Here is a 20,295-nt window from a genome sequence, read left to right as displayed (position 1 = left end):
GTTTGGGCACCCCCAGAGTCATCCCCTGCCGGGTACTCTAACAGAATCCGCGCCAGGACGAAAGCCACAGCGCATGATTTCCCCTCGGACAGCCGCTGGCGGATCCACCAGCCGCCCGTTTTGCGCCCCGGCCCGGCGAAGCTGCGGCGGATTTGCTACACTAAAAAGAAGGTCCGCGGCAGGAGCACCCCATCACCTTTTCGGACAAGCCCGATCACAGGTCCACACCATGGCCCAGGTCCATCTGCCTTTTGAGATTTCCCCGCAACCGGACGACACCACCTGCGGCCCCACCTGCCTGCAGGCTGTTTATCGCTTTTTCGGAGATGATCTGCCCCTGGACCGGGTGATCCGGGAAGTGCCGATGCTGGCCAGCGGCGGGACCCTGGCGGTATTGCTGGCCTGCCACGCCCTGCAGCGCGGCTATCGGGCGCGGATTTACACCTATAAACTGCAGCTGTTCGATCCCACTTGGCTGCGCCCCGGCGGACCTGACCTCAAGGAGCGATTGCAGGCCCAACTGGAGTTCAAACAGGATCCCCGCCTGCAGGCCGCCACGGCCGGCTATCTAAAATTTCTCGACTTGGGCGGCGAGCTGCGCATGGAGGATCTGACCCTGAGCCTGATCCGCCGCTACGTCAAACAGGGTGTGCCCATCATCACCGGTTTGAGCGCCACCTACCTGTATCGAACCCCACGTGAGCACGGACCGCACTGCGACTACGACGACCTGCGCGGAGAACCATCCGGACACTTCGTGGTGCTGTGCGGCTATCATCAGGACCAGCGCCTCATGTCCGTGGCGGATCCCCTGCTGCCCAATCCGGTTGCTCCCGGGCAGATCTACCAGGTTCCCATCGAGAGGGTACTGTGTTCCATTCTGCTTGGGGTCCTGACTTATGACGCCAACCTCCTCGTCCTCCAACCACGCCGCAAACAGGTCGGTCATGAACACTGATGCGATAATTGTGGTGGACAACCCGCGCGCCTGGCCTTTGCAGATAGAGGGCGTGGAACTGGTGGCGGCCCGCCGCTACCTGAACGAGTCGCGGTTTATTGAGCGACGTGGCCTGCGGGTTTTCAACCTGTGTCGCTCCTACCGCTACCAAAGCCTCGGCTACTACGTCTCCCTGCTGGCTGAAGCCCGCGGCCACAAACCCCTGCCGAAGGTGGCCGCCATCCAGGATCTCAAATCCTCCAGCATCCTCCGCATCGCCGCCGACGACCTGGACGATCTGATCCAAAGCAGCCTCAAGCCCATCCGCTCCACCGAATTCGACCTCAGCATCTACCTGGGACGCAACCTTGCCAAACGCTATGACCGCCTCAGCCAGCAGTTGTTCCGCCTGTTTCCGGCGCCCTTCCTGCGCGCCTCCTTCGGCTGGAGCGTCCGACACGGCAAGTGGCGGTTGCTGCATCTCGCCCCCATCGCCGCCAGCGAGATTCCCGAAGAGCATCGCGACTTCGTCATCGCCCGGGCCCGGGAATACTTCCAGGGGCTGGAACCCCGTGCCCCACGCCGCAGCAGCGCACGGTTCGATCTCGCCATCCTGGTGGATGCCGACGCCAGCGAACCTCCATCCAACAGCAAAGCTCTGCGACAATTCCTGCATGCCGCCGAAGAGGTCGGTTTCGCCGCCGAATGCATCGGTCGGGAAGATTTCGGCCGGCTGGCGGAATTCGATGCCCTGTTCATCCGCGAAACCACCAGCGTCAATCATTACACCTACCGTTTCGCCCGTCGGGCGGCCGCCGAAGGACTGGTGGTGATCGACGATCCCGATTCCATTCTCAAATGCACCAACAAGGTGTTTCTGGCGGAACTTCTGCAGCGGCATCACATCGCCACGCCGCAGACCCTGATTGTGCAGCGCCCCCTGCTGCAGCCGGTACTGGATGCCCTGGGCCTGCCCTGCGTTCTCAAACAGCCGGACAGCGCCTTTTCCCGCGGGGTCGTCCGGGTCGACAGCCCCGAGGACTTGGGCTGCCAGATGCGACGCCTGCTTCACCATTCGGACCTGATCCTCGCACAACAATATCTGCCCACCGCCTTCGATTGGCGCATCGGCATCTTCGACCGCAAGCCCCTGTTTGCCTGTCGCTACCACATGGCGGAGGGGCACTGGCAAATTCTGCGGCGTTCCGCCGACGGCCGCAAGCAGGACGAGGGTCCGGCGGACACCGTGTCTCTCACCCAGGTGCCGGCGACCGTGATCGGCACCGCCCTGCGGGCGGCCAACCTGGTCGGCAACGGACTCTACGGGGTGGACCTGAAACAGATCGGCGCGCGCGTGCTGGTGATGGAGATCAACGACAATCCCAACATCGATGCCGGCATCGAGGATGCGGTGTTGCAGGAGGAACTCTACTTGCGCATCATGCAGGGCCTGATGCGGCGCGTGGAAAAGCAAAAGGGGATACCGAGACGATGAACCGTTCCCGGCCGCTACATCTTTTTCAGGGCTTCGGCGTTGAACTGGAATATATGATCGTGCGCCGCGACACCCTGGCGATCCTGCCGCTGGCCGACCACCTGCTCACGGATCGCCGCGGCCGACCCACCAGGGAACGGATCTGCGGCCCCCTGCGCTGGTCCAACGAACTGGCATTGCATGTCCTGGAGTTGAAAACCAACGGCCCGGTCGCCACCCTGGACGGACTGGCCGGCCGGTTCGGGGCCGCGGTCACCGAGGTCAACCGGGAACTGGCCGGCCTGGATGCCTGCCTGATGCCGACGGCCATGCATCCCTGGATGGCCCCTCACACCGAAGCCCGCCTTTGGCCCCATGGCGACAAGGCAATTTATCAGGCCTACCATCGGATTTTCGATTGTCGCGGTCACGGCTGGACCAATCTGCAGAGCTGCCATCTCAATCTACCCTTTTCGGGGGATGAAGAATTCGGCCGTCTGCATGCCGCCGTGCGCTTGTTGTTACCCATCCTGCCGGCCCTGGCGGCCAGTTCGCCCTTTGTCGAAGGGCGTTTCAGCACCGCCCTGGATACGCGCCTGCTGGTCTACCAGCAGAACCAGAAACGTCTGCCGCTCATCGCCGGCGCGATCATTCCCGAAGCGGTTTTCACCCGGCGGGACTATCGCCGCCGGATCTTGCAACCCATGTACCGCGCCATCGCGCCCTTCGACGGGGAAAGGCTCCTGCGCCATGAATGGCTCAACTCCCGCGGCGCCATTGCCCGATTCCAGCGCAGCACCATCGAAATCCGGCTGCTCGACGTGCAGGAATGTCCCCTCGCCGACCAGGCCGTCCTGACGGCCGTTGCGGCCGTGCTGCGCGCCCTGGTCGAAGAACGCTGGCAACCCCTGGCCGTCCAAAAAGCCTGGCCCGTCGCCCCCCTCGCGACCCTGCTGGCGCGCACCATTCACCAGGGTGAGCAGGCCCGCCTGGACGATCCGGCCTACCTGGCGGCCTTCGGCTTTCCCGCCTCTGCCGGCACCGCCGGCGAACTCTGGTCGCATCTGGTCGCCACCCTGGACGGGGAGCATCCCGAGGACTTCCAGGAAGTCCGGGAACCGTTGCGGGTCATGCTGGAACAGGGGCCCCTCGCCCGCCGACTGCTGAACGCCGTCGGCGAACATCCCGATCCGGCCGGCTTACGGTCCGTTTATGGGGAATTGTGCGCCTGTCTGGCGACCAACCGCCTGTTTCCAGCGCCGTCCGAAAGCTTCCGACAACCGGCCGGCCCGGCGCAAAACAACCATCAACCACCAACAAGGATCGAACCATGACCGATCACTGGGCAGTGTTTGTCAGCTGCGAACACGCCGGCAACCAGATACCGGCTCCCTATCAGGCCCTGTTCGCCGACGCGCAGACCCTGCTGGCCAGCCATCGCGGGTACGATATCGGCATCCTGCCTCTGGCCCGGAAACTGGCGCAAGAATTGGCTGCACCGTTGCTGGCCACCACCATCACCCGCCTGCTCCTCGACGCCAATCGCTCTCCCCGCAGCCGCACCCTGTGGTCCGCACTGACCCGCAACCTGCCGGCAGGGGAGCGGGCCGAATTGCTGCAGCGCTACCACACCCCCTATTGGGACGAGGCGCGGGCCACCGTCGCCCGTCTCGGTGCCGCCGGCCACCGGGTGCTGCATCTGTCGGTGCACTCCTTCACCCCGGTTTGGCACGGGGTGGCCCGCAATGCCGATCTCGGCCTGCTGTACGATCCGGCCCGGCCGGTCGAGCGCGCCTTCTGCACGCTTCTGCAGGCGACCCTGGGACGCCTCGCCCCCGGGTTGCGGGTGCGCCGAAACTACCCCTATCGCGGCAACGCCGATGCCCTGGTCACCGCCCTGCGCAGGGAATTCGACCCGGATGCCTACCTCGGCATCGAACTGGAAGTCAACCAGAACTATCCTTTGTCCGACCCGCAGAGCTGGCAGACCTTTCAGGACACGCTGCTGGAAGCCCTCCGGCACAGCCTGAAAGAATCGGGCGGCTGAGGTTGCAATCCGTCGTACTTTGATAAACTTGGTACGGGCAAGGGATGAAAAACGGCCAAAATTGATTCCCGTCAAGAAGCCACCCGCCAATCCAGGGTAAGGTCGTACCAGATCCCGACGCAACATACCATCCACCAACCTTCAAGGAGGAAAATCATGCTTTGTCGTCAATGTGAACAGGCTGCCAAGGGAACCGGATGCACCGTAAGCGGCGTTTGCGGCAAACTGCCGGATGTCGCAGCCCTGCAGGACAACCTGCTTTACGGACTGCGCGGCCTCGCCTGCTATGCCAGCGAAGCTCGTAAAATGGGCGCCAAGAATGCCGAACTCGACAAATTTCTGTACGAGGCGCTGTTCGCCACCGTCACCAACGTCGACTTCGATCCGGCACGGCTGGAGAAACTCATCGGCCAGTGCTACCAGATGAAGGAAAAGGCTCGCGAAATGTATCGCCAGGCCGGCGGCAAGGAGCCGAGCACCTCCATCTTCGGCAAGCTGAAAGCTCTGTTCGGCTGTTGCGGCGAAAGTGCCGCCGCCGGACCCACCGCCTGGAAACCGGCCGGGGACCTGGTCAAGCAGGGCCAGGAACACGGCATCGAAACACTGCATGACGACGCCGACGTGCGCTCCGCCGTCGAGATCCTCATCTACGGCCTCAAGGGCATGGCGGCCTATTCCGAGCACGCCCAGATCCTCGGCAAGACCGACGACGAGGTCACCGATTTCTACTACCGCGCCCTGGCCGCCACCTGCGACCCGTCCCTGGGCCTGATGGATTTCGTCAACCTGGCCCTGGAATGCGGCAAGCACAACCTCACCGTCATGGGCCTGCTGAACGCCGGCCATGTCGAACACTACGGCCATCCGGTGCCCACCAAGGTCCAGCTCGGCACCCGCGCCGGCAAGGGCATCCTGGTTTCCGGCCACGACCTGAAGATGCTCGAGGAACTCCTCAAGCAGACCGAGGGCAAGGGCATCAACATCTATACCCACGGTGAAATGCTGCCGGCCCACGGCTACCCCGGCCTCAAGAAGTATGCCCACCTGGTCGGCAACTTCGGCGGTGCCTGGCAGGACCAGGCCAAGGAACTGCCTCAGTTCCCCGGCGCCATCATCTTCAACACCAACTGCATCCAGAAGCCGGCCGAGGCCTACAAGGACCGCCTGTTCACCTGGGGCTGCACCGCCTGGCCGGACGTCCGGCACATCGACGGCTGGGATTTCTCGGAAGTCATCGAGCGCGCCCTGGCCTGTCCCGACCTGCCGGAAGCACCGGGCCAGGAGATCCTGGTCGGCTTCGGCCACAATGCCGTGCTGGGCGTGGCCGACAAGGTCATCGAGGCGGTCAAGGCCGGCGCGGTCAAGCACTTCTTCCTCATCGGCGGCTGCGACGGTGCCAAACCGGGCCGCAACTACTACACCGAGTTCGCCGAGCAGGTGCCCAAGGACTGCGTCATCCTGACATTGGCCTGCGGCAAATACCGCTTCAACAAGCTGGACTTCGGCGATATCGGCGGCATCCCGCGGCTGCTGGACGTGGGCCAATGCAACGACGCCTACAGCGCCATCCAGATCGCCGTGGCCCTGGCGGGCGCCTTCGAGTGCGGCGTCAACGACCTGCCGCTGTCCATGATCCTGTCCTGGTACGAGCAGAAGGCGGTGGTCATCCTGCTGACCCTGCTGCACCTGGGCATCAAAAACATCAAACTGGGTCCGAGCCTGCCGGCCTTCGTGACCCCCAACGTGCTCAACTTCCTGGTGGAGAACTACCAGATCGCCCCCATCTCCACTCCGGCCGAAGACCTCAAGGCCATCCTCGGCTAAGGGGACAGACTCCAACATCCAACACCGCCGGCGGCAGGTCACCCTGCCGCCGGCTTTTTTTGCCCATGTCATCCGGCCCATAGCGGCTTCGTGCCGGCACGCCACGGCCAAAAAGGAACGGCCCGCCCCGAATAAGGGGCGGGCCGTTCCTTTGCGTTGAAAACTCCTTGCCGGGGGTCAGCTTCAGGCCAGGGACCCTTCAAAAACCATTTCCACCACGCCGCCCAGAACATCGCCGACATAGAAGGGCACATTGACGATGGTCAGGGTCCCTTCCGGGCCGTCCATGGTCAGGTAGTTGATCTTGATTTTCTTGTCCGCGAAATCCTGGTAGATGCCTTTCATCTTGACCATGGTTTCCGGCTTGTGACAGGCGGCCATGTTTTTACCCACTTCCAACCCGGCAATTTTCAACTCGTCGAACAGCGTGTACGCGCGTTGATTGGCGTACGTCACTTTGAAATCAGGGTCCGATACGATCACGGCGGTGTTCAGGTTGTCCCATACGGTGTTGACATCGCTCATACTGTTCCTCCCAGGTTCAAGATTAATTAGCCGGCAAACGGCGTTTTACTATCCGTTGACAAGAACCTTCCTGTCAACTAATTTTTCCGACAGATCAAAACTCCAGCATGTTCAGGCAAAACAGGTGCAGGTCGCCTCCGGGTCGCAAGCATGAAGCCGGTCGAGGTTTGCCTGAGAGGGCAGCTTGACGAGCAGGTCCTCGCCTTCCACCTTCACCTCGAAGGTTTGGATGGCGTAGATTTCGTCGTTGATGCTGTTTCCATCCTGCAACGAGAAGGACTTCTTGTGCATCGGGCAGGTTATCTGCGGAATGCCGGCAGTATCGCCGAGCAGGCCGCGGGAGAGGACCATCTCCTGTTTGTGAGGGCACAGATTCTGGCAGGCATACCACTGGCCCCGCTGGGCGAAATGGAACACGGCGATCTGATGGTGGCCATACCGGAAGGTGGCGCCGCCGTTCTCGGGCACCGCCGAGGCCCGACCGAGCCTGACCCACTCCCGGGGACCTGCCAGCACTTCCGGCTCCAGGTCGGGCACGGGGTATTCCTTCAACCACATTTCCGGCCGAATCTGGCCGCGCACGGTGACCAGTTGCACCGGATCCTTGCCGTCGGCGTTGGCGAAGTGGCGGAATGACTTTAACTGTTCCGGCCTGCCGAGGGTGACGGCCCACTCGTCGTGCTGCTTGGCCAGGTGCCGCTGCAGGTCCGCTTCCAGCTCGGCGCAAATGCCGAGGGAGTCTTCGATGATGACCTTTTTCAGCTTCTCCACTCCGCCATCGAGGTTTTCCAGCCAGGTCGAGGTACGCTCCAGCTTGTCGGCGGTGCGGGTGTAGTACATCAGGTAGCGGTCGATGGTGCGGATGGCCGTTGCACGGTCCAGGTCGGTGGCCAGCAGATCGGCATGGCGCGGGAAGGCGCCGCCGTTGCCGCCGACATAGAGATTCCAGCCGTTTTCCGTGGCGATCAGGCCAAAGTCCTTGCAGATCGCCTCGGCGCACTCGCGGGTGCAACCGGAGACCGCCGCCTTGAGCTTGTGCGGCGAGCGCAGACCCTTGTAGCGGTTCTCCAGTTCGATGGCGAAATCGACGGAGGGGCCCATGCCCATGCGGCACCAGGAGTCGCCGACGCAGCTTTTCACCATGCGCAGTCCCTTGGCGTAGGCATGGCCGGATTCCAGTCCCACTTCGCCCAGTTTGGCCCAGACCCTGGGCAGATCCTCCAGATGGACACCGAACAGGGCCACCCGCTGGCTGCCGGTGAGCTTGGTGTACAGGTTGAACTCCCTGGCCACCTCGCCCATGGCGATCAACTGCTCGGGGGTGAGCTCGCCGCCGGGGGAGCGGGGGATCACCGAATAGGTACCGTTGCGTTGAATGTTGCCCAGGTAGCGATCGTTGGTGTCCTGCAGATGGGCGTGGTCGAGGATGTACTCGTGCCAGAGGGAGGCGAAAATGGAGGCCGCCGTGGTCTTGCACACCGCACAGCCGGCGCCCTGGCCGTACTGCCTCAGCAGATCTTCGAAGCTGCGGATCTTTTTGACCTTGACGATGTGCAGCAGATCCTGGCGGGAATAGCGGAAATGCTCGCAGATCGCATTGTCCATCTCGATGCCGGCCTTGGCCAGTTGGTGTTTGAGCACCGCCTTGACCATGGGCAGGCAGCCGCCGCAGCCGGTGCCGGCCTTGGTGGCTTTGGAAATCTGGTCCACGGTGCGCAGCTCCTGCACCTCGATGGCGTTGCAGAGGGTGCCGAAGGTGACGTTGTTGCAGGAGCAGATGATGTCCTCTTCCTCCAGGGAGTCGATGGCCGGCCCGGCGCCGGCACCACCCTTGACGATCAGGGACTGGGGCTGCTCCGGCAGATCCTTGTTGCCCTTGACGTAGAGGGACAGCATGCCGTAGGGCTCGGCGTCGCCCACCAGGATGGCGCCGAGCAGCTTCTTGCCACCGGGATCGATGACCATGCGCTTGTAGATGCCGGTGACGGTGTCGTGCACCTCCACCACCCGGTTGTCCGGGTTGTCGTCGAAGGGGTTGCCCAAAGAGGCCACGTCGAGGCCGAGCAGCTTGAGCTTGGTGGACATGTCGAAGCCGGTGAATTCCTTTTCCTCGCCGTCGAAACGGGCGGCGACCACCCGGGCCATCTCGTAGCCGGGAGCCACCAGGCCGTAGATCATACCTTCGAACAGGGCGCATTCGCCAATGGCGTAGATTCGTGGGTCGCTGGTCTGCAGGTTGCCGTTGACCACGATGCCGGCACGCCGGCCGACCTCCAGGCCGCAGTGGCGGGCCAGCTTGTCGTTGGGCACGATGCCGGCGGACACCACCACCATCTCCACCGGGATGGCTTCGCGATCACGGCAGCCGATGCCGGTAACCGTTGCGTCGCCCTCGATGCCGGTGGTGGCCACGCCGGTAAGGACCTCGATGCCGAGCCGTTCAATCGCTTCGCACAACACCGCCGCGCCCCGGTCGTCGAGCTGGCGGGGCATGAGGCGGGGCGCCATCTCCACGACGCTGGTCTTAAGTCCGAGATCGATGCAGGCTTTGGCCGCTTCCAGACCCAGCAGCCCGCCGCCGATGACGGCGACCCTGGATACCTGTCGGCTGTAGGCGGCAATCGCCTCCAGATCCTCGATGGTGCGGTAGGCGAACACCCCGGTGCGATCCATCCCCGGCATGGGCGGCATGAAGGCCGAGGAGCCGGTGGCGAGCACCAGCTTATCGTAAGCCTGGCTGCGTCCCGAGGCGGTGGTGACGGTGCGCTTTTCGCGGTCGATGGCGACCACCGGGTCGCCGAGGTTGAGTTCGATGCCGTGGTCGCGATACCAGGCGGCATCCTGCAGGGTAAGATCCACGTTCTCCGCGGCGAACCAGGTGGAAAGCTGCACCCGGTCGTAGGCAGGGCGGGGTTCGCCGCCAAAGACGATCACCCGGTTTTTTGCCGCCAGGCCCCGCTCGATCAGTTCTTCGCAGAAACGGTGCCCCACCATGCCATTGCCGACAATAATTATATTTTCCGCCATAGGAATTCCTTTCCCTTTGCTGCGGCCCACCGCTTTCCGGGCCTTGAGAGTCATTCGTCAACGTCCATCCGAGCGGGCCGGATGCAAACAGATGGAGGGATGGCGGCACGGACGACCATCCTGGTGCCGGAAACCTCCTTTTTCTCAGGGTAAAGGCTATGAACCCTTCAGTTTTTGATACGGATCAATTTTCGGCGGAAAACCGGACAGAAAAACAAAACAAAGGTTGATTTCCAGTCCTTAAGCACCGCTGGACTGATGGCGGCGCCGGCGGGGAACTCGGTAAGGACGTCTGGCAGGCCTCTCCACCAAGCCGCCTGGATGTCTTTCCTAAAAAAAATCGGCGATTGCAAGGTCGGCACTCACCAGCGGTGCGGTAGGGAGGAAGGCAATGCCTTGAGCAGGTCTTGACAACAGACCAAAGCTTGATAGTAATTATTCCTATAAAATTTTTACTCGAGGTAGAACATTCCGCTGGACAAAACAGGCCGTGCCCATTGAAAAATGTTCCATATCATTTAAATTGCATTAAACATCTTTTCACTCCGCACAACCGCAACCCCTGCAGAAAGGGAGCAGTCATGAGCCTCAAAGGAAGCAAGACCGAAAAAAATATCCTGACCGCCTTTGCCGGAGAATCCCAGGCCCGCAACCGCTACTCCTATTTTTCCAGTCAGGCCAAAAAAGAGGGGTTCGTCCAGATTGCCGACATTTTCGAGGAAACCGCCAACCAGGAGAAGGAACATGCCAAGCGTCTGTTCAAACTCCTGGAAGGCGGTGAAGTGGAAATCTGCGCGGCCTTTCCCGCCGGCATCATCGGCGATACCGCCACCAACCTGGAGGAGGCCGCGGGGGGTGAGAACTACGAACATACCCAGATGTATCCCGGCTTCGCCAAAATCGCCAGGGAGGAGGGCTACAAGGATATCGCCGATATTTTCATGGCCATCGCCGTGGCCGAAAAGCAGCATGAAAAGCGCTATCGGGCCCTGCTGGGCAATATCCGTGAAGGCCGGGTCTTCAAGCGGGATGAAGCGGTTGTCTGGCGCTGCCGCAATTGCGGCTATCTGCACCAGGGCCAGGAAGCCCCGGTGGAATGTCCGGCCTGCGCCCATCCCCAGGCCCATTTCGAACTGCTGGGTGAAAATTACTGATCCTTCGCGGCCGGCACCTGAGGCAACCGCGTCTTTTCACCCCTAGCCACCCCTAACCATCCAAGCCCCGCAAGGGGGAAAGGAGTTCTCATGCTCTCCATTCTGGAAACCATCGAGGCCAACAGCTCGATGAAAATCCTGGCCGCCGCCATCAAGGCCGCGGGCCTGACCGAAACCCTGAAGAAACCGGGCGCCTTCACCTTTTTCGCCCCCACGGATGAGGCCTTCAACAGGGTTAACGTCGATGCCATCCTGGCCGACAAGGACAAGTTGGTTTCGATCCTGCAGTACCACCTGGTCGGCGAAAAACGCGCCGCCGCCGAACTTGATGCAACCAATGTATTTACCCTGATCACCGAAATGGGCAAATCCCTGTCGGTCTATCTGGACGAAAATGAAATCATGATCGACAACGCGCACATCGTCGAACCGGACATCGAATGCAGCAACGGCGTCATTCACATTATTGACAATGTGTTCCTGCCGCAACACTCCGGTTGGTACGAAACCACGGCCTGACACCAACATCTCCCCCCTCATCAAGGGTACGAGACCCCGCAACGGGGCACGTCGATCTTCTGTAAGCGGGCGCCGCCGGTGGCTTTTTTGCCGGCGACGCCCTGAATATTGCCTGCCGCCCTTCCCCATTGTTCCAGCTATGTCCTTGCCCCTTGGTTTTATCCCAAAGATAATTTTTAATTTTAAAAAATATGACATTATTTTTGCATTTAGCTAAACTTCAATCTTGGCCGCCTGCCATTTTTGATTGATTGCAAAAGGAGGACTCCTTGGAGAAGCTGCTGCGCAAAACCGAAAATCTTACCCCGGTTGCGCCTGAAGCTCTGGCCGCATACCTGCGCCATGGCGAGGCTCTCCTCGAGCAGGTGAACCAAACCCTTCTCGACCGGACCGATCTGCCGCAGCTATTGGGTGGCAACCCGCAGCAGATGATGTTCGACAACCACCGCTACCATTTTGATTTCATGGCCAACGTATTCGAATTTCAGGCCTACGACATGTTGGTACGCATGGTCCCCTGGGTATACCGCGCCTACATGAGTCACGGTTTCAGTGCCGATTATTTTCTGGTGGAGCTCGAGGCCTGGGTCGACGCCCTGCGTGGTTGCCTCGCGGAAGAAGCCGGCAGCGTGGTGAACATATACGAATTTTTACTTCAAAATCATGATCTGTTCCTCGAACTGGCCAAGCCTTATCCGGAGTCGGGGGCACAGAGCCGAGATGACGACTCCGATGAAGCAGTTTTTTACCGCCACCTGCTGGACGGCGACTTCAAGGAGTGCTTTCGCCTGAGCCGCAACCTGCTGGAACGATCCGGCAGCCTGGACCGGCTCTACCTGGAAATCATCCAGCCCGCCATGTACCGCATCGGCCGGGACTGGGAAACCGGTCGGATTTCCGTCGCCAAGGAGCATCTGGCCTCCGCCATCGTCATGCGACTGCTGGCTTCCATCTACCCCCTGCTGAACCCTCCGCCGACGCTTAAAGGCAAGGTGGTGATCACCGCTGCACCCAATGAATTTCATGAAATCGGAGCCTGGATGGTCGCCAACGCCCTGGAACTCGATGGCTGGAAAACCGTCTTTCTGGGCGCCAACACGCCGCGAACAGACTTGTTGAACCTGGTGCAATCGGAACAGCCTAAGGTGCTGGCCCTGTCCATCGCCATGCCCTTCAACCTCCGCCACGTCAAAAAAATCCTCCACGGCGTCAAAAACCTGCCTTGCGACCAGCGTCCCCGCACCCTGGTCGGAGGCCAGGTGTTTCGCTTGAGCGACCGATTGCAGCAAACCCTGGGCGCGGATGGCTATGCCGACAACTGTGCGGCGGCCCGCAACCTGCTGCAACAATGGTGGGATGGAGCATGACATTCAATCTCGGTTCATGGATCGATTCCGACTCCGAAGTCCTGGAACCGCTGTTCCGAGCCCTGCAATACACTTTCCTGGTCTGTCTGGATGACGCCGGGGTGCTGCAAGCCTGGAACCAGGCCTTCGCCGACCTCTTCCCTCACGCCATCGATCTGGACAACCGACGGTTCAATGATCTGCTGACCGTGCCCGGAGACAGCCTGCTGGCCCTTCCCGGCAACCGGCCTTCAGCCCTGCCGACCCAGGTATTGCGACTGAAACACGCCAATCATTATTTCCGCTGCGTGACCCTGCCCGTAGAGAAGGGCGTTCTGGTGTGCGGTGAGAGGTTGAATATTTCAGAAGACCAGGCTTTAAACACCCTTTCGCAACTGACCAACGAAATGGCCGGCATGAACATGCAGTTGGCCCAAAAACATCGGGAGTTGCAGTCGGCTTACAGCGAAATCCAACATATTTCCCGCACAGACCCGCTGACCGACCTGCCCAATCGCCGCTATTTCATGGAACGTCTGCAGGATACCCTGGAGGAAGCCACCCACGGTAACCCATCCTTTGCCCTGGTTTTGTTCGACCTGGATCATTTCAAACACATCAATGATCGCTTCGGCCATGATGCCGGCGACCGGGTGCTGCAGTACTTTGCCGAACTGTTAAAAAAACACGGCCGCAAATCGGATCTTTCGGCGCGGTTCGGCGGGGAGGAATTCATCGCCCTGTTACCGAACACGACGGTCGCGGAGGCGCGCCGGTTTGCCGAACGAATCCGCTCGGAACTGGCCGACCGAAACCTGCTGGGCAATGACTATCGGATTACGGTCAGCGCCGGCGTCGGCGGATATGCCCCCCAGCTTTCCCGGGAAGAACTGATCAAACAAGCCGACCTGGCGCTCTATGTCGCGAAGAACCAGGGTCGCGATCGGGTCGAGGTTTTTTCTTCCACAATCTGACACACAATACCTTTCGCTTGGGCCGGAGCCTGCTGGAATGACGATAAAAACGAAAAAATCCATCGCGATCGCCCAAGCCACTCTTATCCTGCTTGGGGCGGTGTGCACCTGGTGGCTGACCATGCGAGCGGACCATGAACTGCGCACCGCCCTGCTCCAGCAGACCGAAATTGTCGCCAAGTCCGTCACCCTCAACCAAATCATGGCTCTTGACGGCGACAGTTCCGACCTGGAAAAACCGGAATATCTGGAACTCAAGGCCAGGTTTGCGACGCTCAGACAGTCCAACCCCCGCTATCGGTTTCTCTATCTCATGGGTGCCAAACCCGATGGCGCGCTGTTCATACTGGTCGATGACAGCCCCGTCGGGCATGCGGAAGAAGCCCCCGCGGGCACACCCTATGCGGAAGCCCCGGTAGAGTTCCGCCAAGCATGGCATGCCGGCCGACCCGCCGTGGCGGGACCCTTTTCGGATCGATGGGGCACCTTCGTCAGCGCCTGTGTTCCCTTGCGGGATCCCCGAACCGGCCGCATCCTTGCCCTCCTGGCCATCGATACGGAAGCCCGTACCTGGAAATGGGAGGTCGCCGGCAAAGCCGCCGTGCCCGTGGGGCTGACCCAGATGCTGCTCATCGGCATGTTGCTGGCGCTGGCGGCCTTGCGCCGTGCTGAGACAAAGCCGAAACCCGTCCTGCGGCGGATGCTGCCGCCCCTGACCACCATGGTGGTGCTGCTCGTGGCAGGCGCCGGCGGGTTGCTGTGGGTCCAATACCAGGCGGCCACCAGCCGTAGATTGGATTCCCTGCAGGCTGCGATTGCCGGCGAACTGCAGGTGGATCTGAAAAACCACTCCACCGCCCTTGCCACGGCACTCCAATCCATGGCGACGGACCCGCGGGTGGTGCAAGCCTTCCACCATGCGGACGGCCGCCGCCTGCGCGCCGAATTGCAGGACGTGTTCGACACCATGCGCCAGACCAACAGCCTGACGCATTTCACCTTCATCAATCCGGATCGCACGGCGCTGTTGCGTCTCCACCAGCCCGATCTCAAGGATGACCGGATAGACCGCTTTACCCTGCAGGAAGCCGAACGCACCGGCAAGGCTGTCTCCGGCATCGAAATCGGCCAGATCGGCGACCTGACATTGCGGGTCGTCCAGCCCGTGGTGGTGCAAAACAGGTTGCTGGGTTTTGTGGAACTCGGTAAAGATCTGGCGGAAATCCTCCATGAACGGCACATCCAGTCCGGCAGCCACCTGGCCGTGGTCCTGCATAAAAAATTCCTGAAGCAGCGGCAATGGGAGGCCTCCATGACGCATGGCGGCCGGCACGCCGATTGGGCGCGGCTGCCCCACGGCGCCATCGCCTATGCTTCCCAAGGTCGTTTGCCCGATGTCTTTCTGCCCTTCGCCGATCACCCTTCCGTCGTCGGCCACGACTTTTCCAGGACCCATGGCGAGGTGACTCAGGGCAGCGGCACCTGGCGCGTTGCCGCCAGCCCCTTGATGGATGCCGGCGGCAAGGAGGTCGGCCGGCTTTTGGTCATGACCGACATCACGCCCGACAAGCGGGCTTTTCATCAACTGGCGACCCTGGGAGGCTCTGCCGCCGCGGTCATCCTGGCAGCATCGCTGGGCCTGATGATCCTTTGGCTGCGTCGCACCGACGCAGGCCTACGCACTCAACAGACCGCCTTGCGGCAAAGCGAGCAGCGCCTGGCGGCGACCCTGGCTTCCATCGGCGACGGGGTCATCAGCACCGATGCCGCCGGACGGGTCGTCAGCCTCAACCGGGTGGCTTCCGAACTGACGGGCTGGAACGAAACCGAAGCCGCGGGCCGCCCCATCGAAGAGATCTTCCACATCGTCCATGCCGAAACCCGAGCCGTGGCGGACAATCCGGCTACCCTGTCCCTGCGTGACGGGGTGTCCGTCGATCTGGCCAACCACACGGTGCTCATCCGTCGCGACGGCGCGGAATACCACATCGCCGACAGCTGCGCGCCCATCCGCGATCTGTCAGGCGCCGTCATCGGCGCCGTCCTGGTGTTTCGCGATGTGACGGAGGCCTATCGACAGCGGCAGGAATTGCGGGACCGGGAGGAAAAATATCGTCTGTTGGTGGAACATGCCGTGTCCGCCGTGGCCCTCCACGAGATCCTGCTGGATGAAGACGGTCGCCCGGTGGATTACATTTTTCTGGAAGCCAACCCGGCTTTCGAAACCCACACCGGATTGCGGACGGCCAACATTCTCGGGCGCCGGGTCACCGAGGTATTGCCCGGCACCGAGTCCGTATTCATCGAAACCTTCGGAAAAATCGCCGTGCAGGGCGGTTCCGTCAGCTTCGAGCAGTTCTCCAGCCAGTTGGGCCGGTATTTCCTGATTCATGCCTATCAACCCAGCCCCGGTCGCTTTGCCACGGTTTTTACCGATATCACCCACCGCAAACAGGCCGAGCAAGCCTTGCGGCAAAGCGAGCAGCGCCTGGCGGCGACCCTGGCCTCCATCGGCGACGGGGTCATCAGCACCGATTCCGCCGGACGGGTCGTCAGCCTCAACCGGGTGGCTGCCGAACTGACGGGCTGGGATGAAACCGATGCCGCGGGCCGTCCCATGGAGGAGATCTTCCACATCGTCCATGCCGAAACCCGAGCCGTGGTGGACAACCCGGCCACCCTGTCCCTGCGTGACGGGGTGTCCGTCGATCTGGCCAACCACACGGTGCTCATCCGTCGCGACGGCACGGAATACCACATCGCCGACAGCTGTGCCCCCATTCGCGACTTGTCGGGGGTCGTCATCGGCGCCGTCCTGGTGTTTCGCGATGTGACGGAGGCCTATCGGCAACGGCAGCAGTTGCAGGAAGAACGCCAACGCCTGGCCCAGGTCCTGTGGGGCACGGGGGTAGGCACCTGGGAATGGAACGTGCAAACCGGCGAGACCCGGTTCAACGAGCGCTGGGCCGAAATGATCGGTTACTCCTTGGCGGAACTGGCACCGATCAGCATTGCAACCTGGGAGAACCTGCTCCATCCTGATGACCGCCAACGGACTGGTGACGCCCTGGAACGCCATTTCGGCGGCGAAACCGAATACTACGAATGCGAAGTCCGCATGCGGCACCGGCAGGGCCACTGGATTTGGATCCTGGATCGCGGCAAGGTGGCGAAGTGGACCGAGGATGGCCAACCCCTCTGGATGGCCGGCACCCATCTGGATATCACCGACCGCAAGCAGGCGGAGATCGAACTCCGCGCCGGCGAAGAACGCCTGCAGAGCGTGTTCCGCGTGGCCCCGACGGGGATCGGCGTGGTCAAGGACCGGGTTTTCCAGGAAGTGAACCGGCGCATCTGCGAAATGACCGGCTATGGGGAGGAGGAACTCGTCGGCCGAAGCGCACGCATGCTTTACCCGTCAACGGAAGAATACGATCGCGTCGGCAGGGAAAAGTATGAACAGATCAGCGAACTGGGCACAGGGGTCGTCGAAACCCGCTGGCGACGCAGGGACGGCGCCATCATCCATATCCTGTTGGCCTCCACGCCCCTGGATCCGACGGACTGGTCCAAGGGTGTGACTTTCACCGCCCTGGATATCTCCGCCCGCAAGCAGGCGGAACAAGCCCTGCGGGAAAACGAAAGGCAACTCTCCAACTGGATGGGCAACCTGCCCGGCATGGCCTACCGCTGCCGCAACGATGCCAACTGGACCATGGAGTTCATCAGCGAGGGCTGCCGCGCCCTGACCGGCTATTCACCGGAAGAACTCCAGGGGTTCTACATCGACATCATCCATCCGGACGACCGTCGGCAAGTCTGGCAATCGGTGCAGGCGGCCCTGCAGGCAAGGCAACACTTTCAGATCGAATTCCGCATTCGTACCGCCGGCGGCGCCGAACGCTGGGTTTGGGAGCAGGGCATCGGGGTTTTTGCCGAGGACGACGTCGCGGAGGCCATCGAAGGCATCATCATCGACATCACGGAACGCAAGCAGATGGAAAAACAGCTGGCCGAAAGCGAAGCCCGCTATCGCAACCTGTTCGAGAACAACCATGCCGTGATGCTGGTCATCGATCCCGCCGCCGGTGCCGTGGTCGATGCCAACCCGGCGGCGTTCGCCTGGTACGGCTGGCGCCGGGAAGAACTCATCCATAAAAATATGGCCGACATCAATACCCTGACTCCCGGCGAAATTCGGGCCGAAATGGCCCGTGCCCAGCGCCAGGAAAAGGGCTCCTTCACGTTTCGCCATCGCCGGGCCGACGGTTCGGTGCGTGACGTGGAAGTCTTCAGCGGTCCGGTACAGGTGGCCGACCGCTCCCTGCTCTATTCCATTGTCCATGACGTCACGGACAAGAAACGGGCCGAGGAAGCCCTGGAAAAACGCATCCTGGCCCTGACCCGTCCCCTCGAAGAGAGCGCCGCGACCATCACTTTCGAGGAGCTTTTCAACCTGCAGGACATCCAGCGCCTGCAGGACGATTTCGCACAGGCCACCGGTGTCGGCGCGATGATTGTCGCGCCGGACGGCACCCCCATCACCGCGCCGAGCAATTTCTGCCGCCTTTGCAAGGACTTCGTGCGCCGAACCGAAACGGGGCGCGCCAATTGCCGACGCTCCGATGCTGAACTTGGTAAACCCTCCGAACGGGGGCCGACCATTGCGCGCTGCCTCAGCGCCGGTCTCTGGGACGCCGGCGCCGCCATTCTCGTCGACGGCCGCCATCTTGCCAACTGGCTGGTCGGCCAGGTTCGCGACCCCAGCCACACCGAGGACCAGATTAGGTCCTACGCCCGGAAAATCGGCGGGGATGAGGAGCGGATGGCCGAAGCATTTCGGGAACTTCCCGTCATGTCCCGGGACCAGTTCACGAAGGTGGCCCAGGCTCTGTACACCCTGGCCAGACAACTGTCCCTTTCGGCCTACCAGAATGTGCAACAGGCCCGTTTCATCGCCGAGCAGAAGCAGTACCAGGAAAAAATCGCCGCCCTGGCCCACCACGACCAGTTGACCGGCCTGGCCAACCGCACCCTGTTTGCCGAACGCTTCGAGCAAGCCAGCCATCACGCCCTGCGCACCCACACCCGGCTGGCCCTGTGCGTCCTGGATCTGGACAGCTTCAAAGCCATCAACGATACCCACGGACACCGACTGGGGGATCAGCTGTTATGCGAAGTGGCCGGTCGGCTCAAGGGCGCCGTCCGTGCCGGCGACACGGTATGTCGCATCGGCGGCGATGAATTCATCATCCTGTTCACCGACCTGCAGGAAAACGGCGCCGTCAGCGCCTTGATTCAAAAGGTTCTGCTCTGTTTCGAACCCCGCTTCAAACTTGACGACACGTTCCATGCCATCAGTGCCAGCATGGGCATCGCCATGTTCCCGGAGGATGGCCGCGACTTCGCCACCCTGTTCGAACATGCCGACGCCGCCATGTATTTCGCCAAGGAATCCGGCCGTAACAACGTGCAGTTTTTCCACCAGGAGATCAACCGGCGGATCCAGCACCGACTGACCGTCGAAAAGGAATTGCGCCAGGCCCTGTTAAACGATGAACTGGAAGTGCACTATCAGCCCATCATCCGCCTGCCGGAAACACGCATGGCCGGCATGGAGGCGTTGGTGCGCTGGCGCCACCCGGAGAGAGGCCTGATCCCACCCGGCGAGTTCATTGCCGTGGCCGAGGAATCCAACCTCATCGTATCCCTCGGCCAGCGCGTGCTGCAGCATGCCTGCCGGGATATGAGGACCTGGCATCAACTCGGCCTGCCGCCCCTGCCGGTTTCGGTCAACGTCTCTCCAAGGCAGCTGTTTCAGACCGATTTTCCGGATTTTGTCGCCCGCATGCTCAGATACTATGCCCTGCCGCCGCAGCAACTGGAGTTGGAAGTGACGGAAAGCATCTTCCTGGAGAGCTCGACATCCGTGGAAAGAGTCATGAATGCCCTCAAGGACATCGGTGTCGGCCTGATCCTCGATGACTTCGGCACCGGCTATTCCAGCCTCAGCTACCTGAAACGGTTCCGCATCGACAAGCTGAAAATCGATCGCGCCTTCCTGGAACAGGTCTGTCACAGCCAGCAGGATGCGATCCTGGTCACCACCATCATTCGCATGGCCCAGAGCCTGGGCATAAAGGTGGTGGCGGAAGGGGTGGAAACCGCCGAACAAGCGGCTTTTCTCATCAATCAGAACTGCGAGTTGGCCCAGGGGTATTACTTCGGCCGTCCCCAACCCCTTGCCGTCATTCAAGAATTGCTCGGCCGTCTGCAACGGCAGGATGGACTGACGAGCGAAGAGCAGGGCGAATCGTCTTGGCCCGTGTGAAGGACGGCTGCAGGGTCCTGCTTTCCCGTAGCCGCTGGTCGCAGCTGAATATTTTCTGCGTCGGCAAACCGGTGGTCCTTCTTTCTCATCCCCCCGCCGGGGGTATTATCCGTTTTTGCAGCGGCCAATCGGTGGCA

The 20,295-nt window shown here is 61.5% G+C and carries 12 protein-coding genes; 10 read left to right on the top strand and 2 right to left on the bottom strand.

All coding sequences use genetic code 11. The annotated features are described in order from the left end of the window. The first annotated feature begins 229 nt into the window (after nt 1-229). From JQN68_RS05555 to hcp, 5 genes are all read left to right on the top strand, one after another. Nucleotides 230-958, top strand: a complete 729-nt coding sequence (locus JQN68_RS05555; RefSeq protein ID WP_225071571.1) for a C39 family peptidase — start codon at nt 230-232, stop codon at nt 956-958. Further along, nucleotides 948-2,432, top strand: coding sequence for a RimK family ATP-grasp domain-containing protein (locus JQN68_RS05550; RefSeq protein ID WP_225071572.1), 1,485 nt, complete (start codon nt 948-950; stop codon nt 2,430-2,432). Before JQN68_RS05555 ends, JQN68_RS05550 begins: the two co-directional genes overlap by 11 nt. Further along, complete coding sequence (locus JQN68_RS05545) at nt 2,429-3,745, top strand: carboxylate-amine ligase (RefSeq protein ID WP_225071573.1); 1,317 nt, start codon at nt 2,429-2,431, stop codon at nt 3,743-3,745. Before JQN68_RS05550 ends, JQN68_RS05545 begins: the two co-directional genes overlap by 4 nt. Next, a complete protein-coding gene (locus JQN68_RS05540; RefSeq protein ID WP_225071574.1) occupies nt 3,742-4,458 on the top strand; it encodes an N-formylglutamate amidohydrolase in 717 nt (238 codons plus the stop codon). Before JQN68_RS05545 ends, JQN68_RS05540 begins: the two co-directional genes overlap by 4 nt. 156 nt (nt 4,459-4,614) lie before the next feature. Further along, nucleotides 4,615-6,282, top strand: a complete 1,668-nt coding sequence (gene hcp, locus JQN68_RS05535) for a hydroxylamine reductase (protein ID WP_225071575.1) — start codon at nt 4,615-4,617, stop codon at nt 6,280-6,282. A gap of 183 nt (nt 6,283-6,465) precedes the next feature. On the opposite strand, the gene JQN68_RS05530 is transcribed toward hcp, so the two are convergent. Further along, the gene (locus tag JQN68_RS05530) at nt 6,466-6,807 is read right to left on the bottom strand and encodes a transcriptional regulator (protein WP_225071576.1); all 342 of its coding nucleotides are present in this window, start codon (nt 6,805-6,807) and stop codon (nt 6,466-6,468) included. 111 nt (nt 6,808-6,918) lie between these two features. Further along, a complete protein-coding gene (gene nirB / locus JQN68_RS05525) occupies nt 6,919-9,834 on the bottom strand; it encodes a nitrite reductase large subunit NirB (RefSeq protein WP_225071577.1) in 2,916 nt (971 codons plus the stop codon). 581 nt (nt 9,835-10,415) lie between these two features. Here nirB and rbr point away from each other — a divergent pair. From rbr to JQN68_RS05500, 5 genes are all read left to right on the top strand, one after another. After that, the gene (gene rbr / locus JQN68_RS05520) at nt 10,416-10,988 is read left to right on the top strand and encodes a rubrerythrin (protein WP_225071578.1); all 573 of its coding nucleotides are present in this window, start codon (nt 10,416-10,418) and stop codon (nt 10,986-10,988) included. Nucleotides 10,989-11,078: 90 nt separating this feature from the next. Beyond that, nucleotides 11,079-11,507 carry a fasciclin domain-containing protein gene (locus JQN68_RS05515; RefSeq protein ID WP_225071579.1) on the top strand — a complete coding sequence of 143 codons (429 nt, stop codon included), beginning with the start codon at nt 11,079-11,081 and terminating at the stop codon, nt 11,505-11,507. 269 nt (nt 11,508-11,776) lie between these two features. Beyond that, nucleotides 11,777-12,874, top strand: coding sequence for a cobalamin B12-binding domain-containing protein (locus tag JQN68_RS05510; protein WP_225071580.1), 1,098 nt, complete (start codon nt 11,777-11,779; stop codon nt 12,872-12,874). After that, nucleotides 12,871-13,827, top strand: coding sequence for a GGDEF domain-containing protein (locus JQN68_RS05505; protein ID WP_225071581.1), 957 nt, complete (start codon nt 12,871-12,873; stop codon nt 13,825-13,827). Before JQN68_RS05510 ends, JQN68_RS05505 begins: the two co-directional genes overlap by 4 nt. A gap of 37 nt (nt 13,828-13,864) precedes the next feature. Beyond that, nucleotides 13,865-20,158 carry a PAS domain S-box protein gene (locus JQN68_RS05500; protein ID WP_249621053.1) on the top strand — a complete coding sequence of 2,098 codons (6,294 nt, stop codon included), beginning with the start codon at nt 13,865-13,867 and terminating at the stop codon, nt 20,156-20,158. Nucleotides 20,159-20,295: the final 137 nt, after the last annotated feature.

Source organism: Desulfuromonas sp. CSMB_57, from assembly GCF_020194955.2.
In the GTDB taxonomy this organism is placed as follows: Bacteria; Desulfobacterota; Desulfuromonadia; order Desulfuromonadales; family Syntrophotaleaceae; genus JAFCIY02.
The sequence above is the reverse complement of the archived record's forward strand: the minus strand, read 5'-3'. Positions and strand labels throughout refer to the sequence as shown.